The organism is Mycobacterium asiaticum (assembly GCF_001673315.1).
GTDB lineage: Bacteria > Actinomycetota > Actinomycetes > Mycobacteriales > Mycobacteriaceae > Mycobacterium > Mycobacterium asiaticum_B.
Map to the genome: position 1 here is coordinate 33,506 of NZ_LZLQ01000060.1, position 13,134 is coordinate 46,639.

The window sequence follows — 13,134 nt, forward strand, 5'->3', positions numbered from 1 at the left end:
GCTGACGATGCCCCGACGTCCGGATTGCCGGTGCGCAATTTGCTTGAGTTCGTCGACGCTGCAGGTCCTGGTACGCACCGCGGCGTCCAGCGTTGCCAGTGCTCGCGGCCGGCGCAGCGAGCGGGCCACCTCGATCGCCGTCCACGCCGGTGTGGTGACGGGCCGCCCCGCGAGCAACTTCAGGGGTGCACCTTCGCGCCGATGCACAATCAGGCCCGCGGTTGATCGCAACTGTCGACCAACGGGATTGAGCACGTGCACGTCTGCGGTCCGCTCGGTGTCAAAGCCGTGCGCTGCGGCGGCGGTACCCATGCAGGCCGCAACTGTCGTGCCTGTTACCAAGTCCAACCCGCGCAACCGATGCGCCAGCGTCGGGTTGTCACGGCAATAAACGCCGTACCAAATCCTCTCCAACGCACCGCATCTCAGTCGCGCTTCCAGCTCGCGGCGGGTTAGAAACTTGCGGAGTTGGGCCGCGGTCACGACTCCGGCCTGCGCGGTGAGCAATTGGTCGAGTTCAGCACTCATCCCGGACATCGTCGGGACGTCGTGACCTGCGCACAATTCACCGCGCGAACGTGCGCAAACCGCCAGGGCACACAGAGTGTCGCCATACATCTACGCACCCCCGCGCTCGGGCGAACACCCGCGCGCCCCCATCACCGCGTGAACGTGCGCAAAATGCCAGTCCACACAGAGTGTCGCCATACATCTACGCACCCCCGCGCTCGGGCGAACACCCGCGAACCTCCATCACCGCGCGAACGTGCGCAAAATGCCAGGGCACACACAGTGTCGCCATACATCTACGCACCCTCGCGCTCGGGCGAACACCCCGCGCGCTCGCGGGCGGAATAACGGTCTCGCGCTTAGATGGCGCCGGCCTGCTCGATGATGTTGACCATCACCCGCACTCCAATAGCCAACGCGCGCTCGTCGAGGTCGAAGTTCGGCTGGTGCAGGTCCAACTGCGGCCCCTCCCCCGACCACACTCCTAGCCGCGCCATCGCACCCGGAATTTCCTCGAGATACCAGGAAAAGTCCTCGCCACCGCCGGACTGCCGGGTATCGGCCAGCACATCAGGCCCGACGGCTTCGATGGCGTGGGTGAGGATGCGCGTTGAGACATCCTCGTTGACCACTGGCGGCACGCCACGCCGGTACTGCATCGTGTGCTCGATCGCCAGCGGCGACAACAACCCCCCGACGGACTCGCGGATGAGCCCCTCGAGGTCGATCCACGTCTGGCGGCTGGCGGTACGCACGGTCCCGGCCAGCACCCCGCTCTGCGGAATGGCGTTCGGCGCCACACCGGCATTGACCGCACCCCACACCAGCACGGTGCTGTTGCGCGGGTCGATGCGGCGGGACAGCACGCCGGGCAGGCCGGTAATCAGGGTTCCCAACCCGTACACCAGGTCAGCCGTCAAATGCGGGCGCGAGGTATGACCGCCCGGTGAGTACAGGGTGATCTCCAGTTGATCTGCCGCGGAAGTGATCGGTCCCAGCCGCACCGCGACCTTGCCCACCTCGAGCCGCGGGTCGCAGTGCAGCGCGAAGATCCGCGACACCCCGGCCAGTGCGCCGGCTGCGATCGCATCGATCGCACCGCCGGGCATCAGCTCCTCGGCGGCCTGAAAGATCAACCGCACCCCTACCGGCAGTTCGGGCACCGACGCCAGCGCCAGCGCCGTGCCCAGCAGGATCGCGGTGTGCGCGTCGTGACCGCAGGCATGCGCGATGTTCGGCATCGTCGAGGCGTATGCAGCACCGGTCCGCTCCGCCATCGGCAAGGCGTCCATGTCGGCCCGCAGGGCGATCCTGGGCTGATGCTCGGGTCCGAAGTCACAGGTCAAGCCGGTTCCGCCGGGCAGCACCTTGGGATTCAGCCCCGCGTCACCCAGCCGCTCCGCGACGAACTGGGTGGTGGCGAACTCTTGACGGCCCAACTCGGGATAGCGGTGGATGTGCCGCCGCCACGCGACCATGTCTTCGTAGTGCGCGGCTAGCCACGATTCGGCGCTGTCGACCAGGCTCATGACGCCGCCCTGCGCTGCTGAGCGGTCAGCACCCGGTCCCGCTGGGCGGGGTCCTCGGCGAGTGCGACGACCGCTCTGGCCAGCATGATCGCGCCGTCGACCACCGCCTGGTCGGCGCTGGGACCCGCCGCTGCGGCGGTAAAGGCGCGCTGGTGGACCGTCGCCCCACCCGCGTCGACGCCGATGATCGGATGGATCCCCGGCAGCGCGTGCGTCACATTGCCCATATCGGTGCTGCCCAACGGCAGCGCCGCTTCGATGTCGGCGGCCACCGGTTCGCGCCCCAGCCGACGCATCTCCGCCCGGCACACGTCGGCCAGCCACGGGTCCGGTCTGAGCTCGGCGTACGCCGGCCCGGCCTCGTCGATCTCGTATTCGCAGCCGGCGGCCAGTGCGCCCGCGGCGAAGCAGGCGTACATCCTGCCTTCCAGTTCGCGCAACGAGTCTGATTCCAGCGCGCGCATCGCGTATTTCAGCGCCGCTTGACCGGGGATGACGTTGACCGCCTGCCCGCCGTCGGTGACGATGCCGTGCGTCATCTGGCCGGGCGCGAGTTGCTGGCGCAGCAGTCCGACGGCAACCTGGGCGACGGTCGCCGCGTCGGCGGCATTGACCCCGAGGTGCGGGGCCACGGCGGCGTGGGACTCCTTGCCGCGGTAGCGCACGGTCACCTCGGACAACGCCAGCGACCGCGCTCCGGCGACGTCTGACGGTCCCGGGTGCACCATCACCGCCACCGCGACGTCGTCAAAAGTCCCGGCACGCAGCATCAGGGCTTTGCCGCCGCCGGACTCCTCGGCGGGGGTGCCCAGCAGGGCGACCGTCAGACCGAGGTCGTCGGCCACCTCGGCCAGCGCCAGCGCGGTGCCGACCGCCGAGGCCGCAATAATGTTGTGCCCGCAGGCGTGGCCGATCTCGGGCAGTGCGTCGTACTCCGCGCACACCCCGACCACCAGCGGTCCGCTGCCGAAGTCAGCGCGGAAGGCCGTGTCCAGTCCGGCCGCCGGTGCGACGGCGAACCCACGTTCGGCGACCAGCGCTTTGGCTTTGGCGCAGCTGCGGTGTTCGTCGAAGGCCAGCTCCGGCTCGGCGTGGATGGCGTGGGAAAGCTCGACCAGATCCCCACCCCGGCGCCGCACCGTCGCCTCGACGCTGTCCAAGGGGCTTAGTGCGGGCATCTTCGCAGTATCTCATCGCCTAGGCTCGGCCAATGTGACCAGCCTGACGCCCGAGTCCGACGAACTCGCGGCGCAGGCTGCCGAGGTCATCGCGGAGCGGACCGAGATAGCCGAGCACGACGTCGCAGTCGTGCTGGGCTCGGGGTGGTCGCCGGCCGTCGCGGCGCTGGGCACCCCGACCGCGGTCCTGCCGCAGGCCGATGTTCCCGGATTCGCGCCGCCGCGGGCGGCGGGCCACACCGGTGAGCTGTTGTCGGTGCCGGTCGGCGGGCATCGAGTGCTGGTGCTGGCCGGACGCATTCATCCCTACGAGGGGCATGACCTGCGGCACGTCGTGCACCCCGTCCGGGCGGCGTGTGCGGCGGGAGCGCGAATCGTGGTGCTCACCAACGCCGCCGGGGGCTTGCGACCGGACATGCGGGTGGGCCAGCCGGTACTGATCAGCGATCACCTGAATCTGACGGCGCGGTCACCGTTGGTGGGCGCGCAGTTCGTCGATCTGACCGACGCGTACGCGCCCCGACTGCGGGTGCTGGCCCGGGAATCGGATCCCGAGTTGGCCGAGGGCGTCTACGCCGGCCTGCCCGGACCCCATTACGAGACACCTGCCGAGATCCGGATGCTGCGAATACTGGGTGCTGACCTGGTTGGGATGTCGACGGTGCACGAGACGATCGCCGCGCGGGCGGCCGGTGCCGAGGTGCTGGGTATATCGCTGGTGACGAACCTGGCAGCCGGAATCACCGGCGAGCCGCTCAACCACGCCGAGGTGCTGGCGGCCGGGGCGGCATCGGCCGAGCGCATGGGATCGCTGCTGGCCGACGTGATAGCTCGGTTCCAGTGACACCGGAGGAATGGATCGCCCACGACCCCGATCCGCGGACGGCGGCCGAACTCGCCGCGCTGAGTCCCGACGAACTCGCCGCCCGGTTCGCCCGTCCACTCACCTTCGGTACCGCCGGCTTACGCGGGCCGGTGCGCGGCGGACCGGACGCGATGAATCTCGCGGTGGTGTTGCGGGCCACCTGGGCGCTCACCCAGATCCTCGAGGCCGACGGGCCGGCGACAGTGGTGGTGGGCCGCGACGCCCGGCACGGCTCCGCGGAATTCGCCACAGCGGCGGCTGAAGTGTTTGCTGCGCAAGGGTTCTCGGTGTTGCTCTACGACGGCCCGGTGCCCACTCCGGTGGTCGCGTTCGCGGTGCGGCACACCGGCGCCGCGGCCGGAGTGCAGATCACCGCCTCCCACAACCCGGCCACGGACAACGGTTACAAGGTGTATCTGCACGGCGGGATGCAGATCGTGTCACCTGTGGACCGCCGCATCGAAGCTGCGATGGCCAAGGCTCCTCCCGCCGACGAAATCCCACGGCAGGCCGTGCGGCGCGGCGGCGCCGATCTGGTAGAGCGCTACCTGCACCGCGCGGCCGGGGTGAGGCGGGCGAGCGGCAACGTCCGGGTGGCTTTGACGCCGATGCACGGCGTCGGCGGCGCGCTGGCCGTCCAGGCACTGCGGCGGGCCGGCTTCGACGACGTGCACACTGTCGCCGCCCAGTTCGCGCCGGACCCCGACTTCCCGACCGTGGCGTTCCCCAACCCCGAAGAACCGGGCGCCACGGATGCGCTGCTCGCGCTGGCCGCCGACGTCGGGGCCGACGTGGCGATCGCGCTGGACCCCGACGCCGACCGGTGCGCGGTCGGGATACCCGACCGCACCGGCTGGCGCATGCTCTCCGGTGACGAAACTGGCTGGCTACTGGGCGATTACATCCTTTCCCACCCCGCCGCGCGGAGCCGGACGGTAGCCAGCACCGTGGTGTCTTCGCGCATGCTTGCCGCGATCGCGGCACACCACGGCGCAAACCATGTCGAGACGCTGACCGGCTTCAAGTGGCTGGCGCGCGCGGACGCGAAGGAACCCGGGACGCTGGTCTACGCGTATGAAGAAGCGATCGGTCACTGCGTCGACCCGGCCGCTGTGCGGGACAAGGACGGCATCAGCGCCGCAGTGTTGTTCTGCGATCTGGTGGCCGCCCTGCGGGGCCGTCCGGTGCCCGAACTGCTCGACGACCTCGCCCGGCGCTACGGCGTGCACGAAGTCGCCGCGGTGCCGCGTCGCGTCGCCAGCGTCGACGAGGCCGTCGCGCTGATGAGCCGGCTGCGCGACAACCCGCCGGGGCGGCTGGGCGGCTTCACCGCAACAGTCACCGATATCACCGATGCGCTGCTTTTCACCGGCGGCGACGACGCCACGTCGATGCGGGTGGTAGTGCGACCATCCGGCACCGAACCGAAGCTCAAGTGCTACTTGGAAATTCGGTGCGCGCCGACAGCTGACGTGGACTCAGCGCGGCAGCGCGCCCGCCACCGGCGCGATGAACTCGTCGCTGCGATTAGTCAGTGGTGAGTCAGCGCGGCCCGAACTGACGGTCGCCGGCGTCGCCGAGGCCCGGCACGATGTAGGCGATCTCGTTGAGCCCGTCGTCGACGGCCGCGGTGAACAGTCGCGCGTTCGGCGCGGCTTCCTGCACCGCGGCGATGCCTTCCGGCGCCGCCACTACGCACAGCATGGTGATGTCGGTGGCTCCTCGCTCTTGGAGCAGGCCGATGGTGTGGGTCATCGATCCGCCGGTGGCCAGCATCGGATCGAGGATCATGACCGGCATTGTTGCCAGATCGTCGGGTAACGACGCCAGATAAGGCACCGGGCGGGCGGTCTCCTCGTCGCGCGCGACACCGACGAAGCCGACGTGCGCCCCGGGTAGTACGGCGTGCGCCTCGGTCACCATCCCCAACCCGGCCCGCAGCACCGGCACCAGCAGGGGCGGGCTGGCCAGGCGCGACCCCGTGGTCTCGGCGACTGGCGTGCGGATGGGCACGGGCACGATAGGCGCGTCGCGAGTGGCCTCGTAGACCAGCATCAACGTCAATTCACGCAGCGCGGCCCGGAACACGGCGTTGTCGGTCCGCTCGTCGCGCAGCGCGGTCAACCGGACCGCCGCCAGCGGGTGGTCGATGACGTGGACGTCCACGGCGCGACCCTATATAACGATCGGGTTCACCCGCGCGTTTTCGTCCGGGCAACCGGCAAATCCCAGCCATATACTCCGGGCGTGCAGGGGTTGCGACGATATCTGACCAGCTTTTTCTGCGCGTTGGCGGCGCTGAGTGCGCTGCCGGTCCCGCCCGTCCGGGCCGCGGCGGCGCTGCCTGCCTATGCCCACGTGGTGATCGTGGTCGAGGAGAACCGCTCGCAGGCCAACATCATCGGCAGCAAGCAAGCACCGTTCATCAACGCGCTGGCTGCGGGCGGAGCGATGATGGCACAGTCGTTCGCCGAAACCCATCCCAGCGAACCGAACTACCTGGCGTTATTCGCCGGCAGCACGTTCGGCGTGACCAAGGACAGCTGCCCGGTGAACGCCGGCGCCGCGCCCAACCTGGCTTCGGAACTGCTGGCATCGGGCCGCACCTTCGGTGGCTTCTCCGAGGACCTGCCCGCGGTGGGGTCGACGGTGTGCAGTGCGGGCAAGTACGGCCGCAAGCACGTGCCCTGGGTCAACTTCACGAATGTGCCGCCAACGGTGTCCGTGCCGTTCTCGGCGTTCCCCAGTCCTGCGAACTATGCGAGCTTGCCGACGGTCTCGTTCGTCATCCCCAACAACGACAACAACATGCACGACGGATCCATCGCCCAGGGCGACGCCTGGCTGAACCGCCAGATGACGCCCTATGCGAACTGGGCGAAAGCCAACAACAGCCTGCTGATCGTCACCTGGGACGAGGACGACGGCGGACCCCGCAACCAGATCCCGACGGTGTTCTACGGGGCGCACGTGTTGCCCGGCACATCGAACGAGACCATCAACCACTACAACCTGCTCGCCACGCTGGAAGAGATGTACGGACTACCCAAAACCGGCTACGCGGCCAATGCTCCCGTCATCTCGAGTATTTGGGGCGGATAAGCGCGAACGGTCCGGGTCGCTATTGTGTGCCGCATGGCTGCTGACCTCGTGCCGATCCGCTTGAGCCTGTCTGAGGGCGACCGCTACACGCTGTGGGCGCCCCGCTGGCGTGACTCCGGGGACGAGTGGGAAGCGTTCCTGGGCAAGGACGAGGACCTCTACGTTTTCGAGAGTGTCGCCGACCTTGCTGCGTTCGTGCGCGGCGGCGGTGAGCACGATCTGGTCGACCACCCGGCGTGGAATGAGATCACCGAGGTGCACGCCCACAAGCTGGACCCGGCCGAAGACAAGCATTTCGACCTGGTGGCGGTCGAGGAGTTGGTGGCCGAGAAGCCGACCGAGAAGTCGGTGACCGCGCTGGCCGCAACGCTGGCGATTGTGTCGTCCATCGGATCGGTGTGCGAGTTGGCGCCGATCTCGAAGTTCTTCAATGGCAATCCCAGCCTGGGGACCGTCTCCGGCGGCATCGACCATTTCAGCGGCAGGGCTGGTCAGAAGCGCTGGAACGCGATCGCCGAGATAATCGGTCGCAGCTGGGACGACGTGGTCGAGGCCATCGACGGCATCGCCACCATCCCCGCGGTCGATGAAAAACTGGCCGCGAAGGCCGCCGAGGAACTCGAGGAAGAGGTCGAAGAAGAGGAAGAGGAGGACGCGGCCGCCGAAGTCGAAGGAGCCGACGATGCCTCCGATGATGCCGACGAAGTCGTCGACGAGGCGTCCGCTGCGGAGTCTGACGAGTCTGACGATGAGGACTCCGAAGACGGAGAGGACCGCGCGGAAGGCGACACCGTCGTGCTCGGCAGCGACGAGGACTTCTGGGTAGAGGTGGGTATCGATCCCATCCGGATCATGACGGGATCGGGCACCTTCTACACGCTGCGGTGCTACCTCGACGACCGTCCCATCTTCCTGGGTCGCAACGGCCGGATCAGCGTGTTCAGCTCTGAGCGGGCGCTGGCCCGCTACCTCGCCGACGAGCACGACCATGACTTGTCCGAGTTGGCCACCTACGCCGACATCCGCACCGCCGCCACCGACGGGTCACTGAAAGTCGATATCACCGACGAGAACGTCTACGTGCTCAGCGGGCTGGCCGACGACTTCGCAGACGGGCCGGAGGCCGTGGATCGCGAGCAACTCGACCTCGCGGTCGAACTGTTGCGCGACATCGGCGACTACTCCGAGGAACGGACCGTCGACAAGGCGCTGGAGCCGAGCAAGCCGCTGGGCAAGCTGATCGCGTACGTGCTGGAGCCCGAATCGGCTAGCAAGCCCACCGGACCGTATGCGTCCGCGGTGCGGGCTTGGGAGAAGCTGGAAGCCTTCGTGGATAGCCGGCTGCGGCGCGAGTAGGACGACGGCGTCTCGGGCAGGTGTCAGTCTCGGCACAGCTCGTCCGCCACGCTTGCCAGGGCCGGCGTGGCACTGTTCGATGACGACATGTCCGCCGGTGTAGCAGCCGTTGTAGCGGTACCGGAGCTGATCGCCGCGGCCGCAACGGATTTGGCGACGATTGACCGTACTCTCGCCGTGGCCCGGATGACCGCGGCCGGGCCCACCAGCAACGTGCTACCCGCTGCAGCCGACGAAGTGTCGGGCGCTGTAGCGCAGCTGTTTTCCCAGCAGGCCCGCGAATATCAGCGGACGGCCGGACACGGGGCGGCCTACCTCCAGCAATTCGTCGAGCACCTGGCGTTGGCCGCTCGCTCCTATGGCGGCGTCGACGCCGCCAACGCTTCTACGCTGGGGACCGCAGCCGCCGACGCTTACCTGACCGCGGCCGCTTCTGCGTTGGGGACCGCAGCCGCCGACGCTTCTGCGTTGGGGATCGCGAACGCTTCTGCCTTGGGGACCGCGGCCGCCGGCCTCCCCTCGTTCGATCCGCTGGTGGCCAATGTGACGACGCTGTTTTTTCAGGTAGCCGCGGGGGCCTACTACTTGCTGTTCCCGATCCTGTTGCCGCCCATTTTTCTTGCGCTGGCCATTTGGCTGCCGCTGGCGTTCTTGAGTTCGGTGTTACCGCTCTAAGTTTTTGGACGCGCTGGGAAGACACAGGTGCGCGCTAGGACGACACAGGTACGCGCTGGGAAGACACAGGTATTTGCCCGCCTCTGAGCGACAACCGACCATCGAGTGTCGCTGCCGGCGCCGTTGTCGCCCAGAGGCGGGCAAAGGTCATGCCCTTCCGCAGACGCGGCATTCTCTGAGCGACAACCGACCATCGAGTGTCGCTGCCGGCGCCGTTGTCGCTCAGAGGCGGGCAAAGGTCATGCGCTTCCGGCAGGGCGAGGCAGCCCGCGGAAACCAGGTAGCAGGCCCTCTCTGATGCGGCGTTGACCGGCTAGAGGCTTGCATTTTGGTTGCGAAGTTGAGTGAACGTTTTGTACGTTGAGCGGGCCGTCCCACGACGACGAACGGTCCCGTCAACACACCTATGTTTAGTGGATATTCCTTTGAACTGCAGCAGTTCTCGGACATCACGCACCAGTGGAACCCGCAACCGATCCGACTACTCCTGCCTAGGAGTCCCGCGAACCCGCGGGGCGCCGGGGCAACGCCACCACGATAGGAACTGAATGAGGAAACGACTCTCAAGAATCGGTATCGGAGTTACGGTGACCGCCTTCGCGTTGTTGTTCGCTGCTCCGGTGGCAACCGCAGATCCGCCGCCGCCGCAAGGATGCCCCCGCAGTGCGCCCGTGTGGGATGGAAACAGATGCGTGCCGTACCACAACGACCACCCCTGCCCGCCGCGCCTGCCCGACGGAAGCTGCTTCATTTGCTGCGGCCCCTAGCGAACCGTTCAAGTCTTGAGTCGGCGACTACGCAGCCGAAATAGACGCGGCATGTTGGGCGCCCAGGCGGCACATTCTGCACCGATGCGGCGCATCGGCGACTGTCGAGACGGCTCGGGATAGGTATCGGTCCGCGCTGGCTTGGCAGTGACCCGGCGCTAACCCATGCCATTCGCGAGGCCGGCCAACCCCTGCAAAATGCCGGGGGCGAAATAGACGAGACCGGCGAGAAACAGTAAAAGCGGCGGCCCGACGAGAATCGTGAGAAGGGCACCCAACAACGGGGCGGTTATTTCCTCGAGCGTGGTGGGAAATGTCAGTCCGAACAGGGACGCGGCGGCGCTGCCCGGTGCACCCGGCGACGTGACGAAGTCCTGCAGGTGCGCGGCATTGCCGGTTTCGGCGCTGGCATAGGCAGCTGCGCCGCTGGTCAGGCGCTGTTCGAACTGCTCATGGAATGCTGCCACCTGCCCGGCGAGCTGCTGATATTCCTCGGCGTCGCGGCAGAAGAGCTGCGCGATGCCCGACGAAACCTCGTCGGCGGCTGCGGGCGCAATGGCCAGGGTGGGGGCCGCCGCTTGGAGGTGCGCGGCGTCGAGATGCGAACCGATGGCCGCCAATTCCGTTGCCGCCGCCTGCATCGATTCCGGCGTCACCATCACGTCCGACATGTCCAATACCATCCCCCATTCGGTCGAATGACGCTTCGGTATTCGCGAACTTCTCCAGGCGGGTCAGCACCAACGACGGTTCATCGCACGGGACATGCAGGAGTCGTCCAGAAAGGAGTGGCGCCTGGGCCGTGCCACCCGCTCGGGTGAACGGTTGCGCCGGGTGGACGGGGCTGGGTTGCGGGTCAAATACTTCATGTCGAGCTCCTCGGGAACGCCAGATTGAACACTTCGACTGTGCTCTTGCTGACCGCGGCAACCATCGGTTGGAATGCGTAATTCTCCAGCGACCAAGTCGTAGGCGAACTCAGAGGCGCCCAGTGTCGCTACGTAGTATCGCTGACACTCAGCCGATCAGCACCGCGTAGCGCGGCTTGATCACCTCGTCGATGATCTCCAGCCGTTCGAGGAACGGGATGAACGCCGACTTCATCGCATTGATCGTGAAACGTTCCAGATCGCTCCACCCGTAGCCGAACGCTTCAACCAGCCGCTGCATCTCCTGGCTCATCGTCGTATCACTCATCAGCCGGTTGTCGGTGTTCACCGTTACCCGGAAGCGGCTGCGGGCCAGCAGGTCGAACGGGCGCTCGGCGATGCTGTTCACCGCGCCGGTCTGCACATTCGAGCTGGGGCACAACTCCAGCGGAATTCGCTTGTCCCGCAATACCGCTGCGAGCCTGCCCAGAGAAGCGACACCGTCCGGCCCAAATGATGTCGTCGTCGATGCGTACCCCGTGACCCAGCCGGTCTGCACCGCAGAACGCGATCGCCACGTTAATGGACGGTAGCCCGAAGGCCTCGCCAACATGAATCGTGAAGCGCGCGTTGCGGTCTCGCATGTCGTTATTTCGGTCAGAGCGTTATCGAAGGCGTCCCCAACGGTGCCGATGGAGGGCATCAGCCCGGACAGGGCCGCGCTTCCCCGAACCGCGGCGCCAATTGTATGAGTCTGTGTAATTGACTGACAGGTCAGTTATTGGCGTGGCAGCATGTGCGCCACGTCGGCGGCGGCGTAGGGCGTCGATGATGAGTTGGCCACATCGGTTTGGCAGGGGTTCGTGATGTCGTTGATGATTACGCCGGAGTTTGTCACTAGCGCGGCGGCGGATTTGGCTGGTATCGCCTCGGGGATTGATCGGGCTGCAGCGGGGGCCGGTGTTCCGACGACTGCGGTGGCTGCCGCGGCTGCTGATGAGGTGTCCGTGGCGATCGCGGACCTGTTCAGGCTGCACGGGGCGGCGTTCCAAGCGCTCAATGTGCAGGCGTTGACTTTTCATCGGGAGTTCGTCGGATTGCTCAGCGCGGGCGCACAACGTTATGCCGTTGCCGAGACCAGTGCAGCGGCTTCTCTGGAGAGCCTTCATGCTGCGATCAACGCTCCGTTCCTGTCGGTGTTGGGGCGGCCGTTGTACGGGGATGGCGCGGATGGGTTTACCAACGCTGAGGGCATTGGGACTGCTGGTGGTGCGGGGGGTTTGCTGTTCGGCAACGGCGGCAATGGCGGGGCCAGCACCGCGGCCGGGCGCGCTGGCGGTGCAGGTGGTGCGGCAGGCCTGATCGGCAATGGTGGCGTCGGGGGTGGGGGCGCTGCAGGAGCAGCGGGCGTCGCCGGCACCGATGTCGTCATAGTGTCTGTCGTTAATGGCACGGTGGTTGCTGGCGCTGGTGGTGCCGGCGGGATCGGTGGTGCTGGCGGCGCCGGCGGCAACGGCGGGCTGTTGTGGGGTCATGGTGGCGCTGGCGGTGTCGGTGGCGTTGGTGGCGTAGGTGGCGCCGGCGGCACCATCACCGGCAGCGGCGCCGAGTACGGCATTAACAACTACTACGGTCCCATCACCGGTGGAGCAGGGGGTGCTGGTGGCGCCGGCGGTGCCGGAGGTGCCGGTGGTACCGGCGGACTGTTGTGGGGTGACGGCGGAGTTGGTGGCGCCGGCGGGGCCGCCAGCCATGGCGGCGCCGGTGGCACGATCACCGGCACCGGCGACGGCAGCATCGCCACCGGCAATTTTATAGCCGGCATTAACAACTCCAGCTTCATCACTGGTGGAGCGGGGGGTGCTGGTGGTGCCGGCGGTGCGGGAGGTGCCGGCGGTACCGGCGGACTCCTGTGGGGTGACGGCGGAGCTGGTGGCGCCGGCGGGGCCGCCAGCCATGGCGGCGCCGGTAGCACGATCGCCGGTGACAGCAGCGGCGTCGTCGACGATTCTCCCAGGGGCATTTTCAACACGTCTGGCTCCATAATCACTGGTGGAGCGGGGGGTGCTGGTGGTGCCGGCGGTGTGGGGGGTGCCGGTGGTACCGGCGGACTCCTGTGGGGTGACGGTGGAGCTGGTGGCGCCGGCGGGGCCGCCAGCCACGGCGGCGCCGGTAGCACGATCACCGGTGACAGCACCAGCCCCGGCAGCGTCGGCGATACTTTAGTCGGCATTGACAACCATGGCTTCATTACTGGTGGAGCGGGGGGTGCTGGTGGTGCCG

General features: G+C 67.4%; 10 protein-coding genes and 1 pseudogene. 6 read left to right on the top strand and 5 right to left on the bottom strand.

What is annotated here, in order from left to right; all coding sequences use genetic code 11:
• Positions 1 to 869: 869 nt before the first annotated feature.
• Positions 870 to 2,039, bottom strand: coding sequence for a M20 family metallopeptidase (locus tag A5636_RS09705; protein WP_065158428.1), 1,170 nt, complete (start codon positions 2,037 to 2,039; stop codon positions 870 to 872).
• The gene (locus A5636_RS09710) at positions 2,036 to 3,217 is read right to left on the bottom strand and encodes a M20 family metallopeptidase (protein ID WP_065158429.1); all 1,182 of its coding nucleotides are present in this window, start codon (positions 3,215 to 3,217) and stop codon (positions 2,036 to 2,038) included. Before A5636_RS09710 ends, A5636_RS09705 begins: the two co-directional genes overlap by 4 nt.
• Before the next feature lie 34 nt (positions 3,218 to 3,251).
• Between A5636_RS09710 and A5636_RS09715 the strand changes: the two genes are divergently transcribed.
• Positions 3,252 to 4,061 carry a purine-nucleoside phosphorylase gene (locus A5636_RS09715; protein WP_065158430.1) on the top strand — a complete coding sequence of 270 codons (810 nt, stop codon included), beginning with the start codon at positions 3,252 to 3,254 and terminating at the stop codon, positions 4,059 to 4,061.
• On the top strand, positions 4,058 to 5,623 hold the full coding sequence (locus A5636_RS09720; protein WP_065158431.1) for a phospho-sugar mutase: 1,566 nt from the start codon (positions 4,058 to 4,060) through the stop codon (positions 5,621 to 5,623). Before A5636_RS09715 ends, A5636_RS09720 begins: the two co-directional genes overlap by 4 nt.
• A 1-nt stretch (position 5,624) precedes the next feature.
• Here A5636_RS09720 and upp read toward each other — a convergent pair whose 3' ends face one another.
• Complete coding sequence (upp, locus tag A5636_RS09725) at positions 5,625 to 6,248, bottom strand: uracil phosphoribosyltransferase (protein ID WP_065158432.1); 624 nt, start codon at positions 6,246 to 6,248, stop codon at positions 5,625 to 5,627.
• 81 nt (positions 6,249 to 6,329) lie between these two features.
• On the opposite strand from upp, the gene A5636_RS09730 reads away from it, so the two are divergent.
• The 3 genes from A5636_RS09730 (at position 6,330) to A5636_RS09740 (ending at position 9,215) form a co-directional block, all read left to right on the top strand.
• Entirely contained in the window at positions 6,330 to 7,184 is an 855-nt protein-coding gene (locus A5636_RS09730) for an alkaline phosphatase family protein (RefSeq protein ID WP_081287706.1), read from the top strand.
• 33 nt (positions 7,185 to 7,217) lie between these two features.
• Positions 7,218 to 8,540 carry a protein export chaperone SatS gene (gene satS, locus A5636_RS09735; protein ID WP_065158433.1) on the top strand — a complete coding sequence of 441 codons (1,323 nt, stop codon included), beginning with the start codon at positions 7,218 to 7,220 and terminating at the stop codon, positions 8,538 to 8,540.
• Positions 8,541 to 8,606: 66 nt separating this feature from the next.
• On the top strand, positions 8,607 to 9,215 hold the full coding sequence (locus A5636_RS09740) for a PE family protein (RefSeq protein ID WP_065158434.1): 609 nt from the start codon (positions 8,607 to 8,609) through the stop codon (positions 9,213 to 9,215).
• A gap of 925 nt (positions 9,216 to 10,140) precedes the next feature.
• Here the strand turns inward: A5636_RS09740 and A5636_RS09745 are convergent.
• Together A5636_RS09745 and A5636_RS09750 are read right to left on the bottom strand one after the other, a co-directional pair.
• Positions 10,141 to 10,653, bottom strand: a complete 513-nt coding sequence (locus tag A5636_RS09745) for a PE family protein (protein ID WP_172827198.1) — start codon at positions 10,651 to 10,653, stop codon at positions 10,141 to 10,143.
• A gap of 346 nt (positions 10,654 to 10,999) precedes the next feature.
• Positions 11,000 to 11,495 (bottom strand): annotated as a pseudogene (locus A5636_RS09750) (adenosine deaminase); the annotation flags it as partial.
• Positions 11,496 to 11,717: 222 nt separating this feature from the next.
• Here A5636_RS09750 and A5636_RS27575 point away from each other — a divergent pair.
• The coding region (locus A5636_RS27575) for a PE family protein (protein ID WP_155763726.1) at positions 11,718 to 13,134 on the top strand (1,417 nt) is incomplete at its 3' end.

Coding starts and splice junctions, on each gene's coding strand:
- A5636_RS09705 (WP_065158428.1), bottom strand. CDS start 2,039: ATGAGCCTGGTCGACAGCGCCGAATCGTGGCTAGCCGCGCACTACGAA.
- A5636_RS09710 (WP_065158429.1), bottom strand. CDS start 3,217: ATGCCCGCACTAAGCCCCTTGGACAGCGTCGAGGCGACGGTGCGGCGC.
- satS (WP_065158433.1), top strand. CDS start 7,218: ATGGCTGCTGACCTCGTGCCGATCCGCTTGAGCCTGTCTGAGGGCGAC.
- A5636_RS09745 (WP_172827198.1), bottom strand. CDS start 10,653: ATGTCGGACGTGATGGTGACGCCGGAATCGATGCAGGCGGCGGCAACG.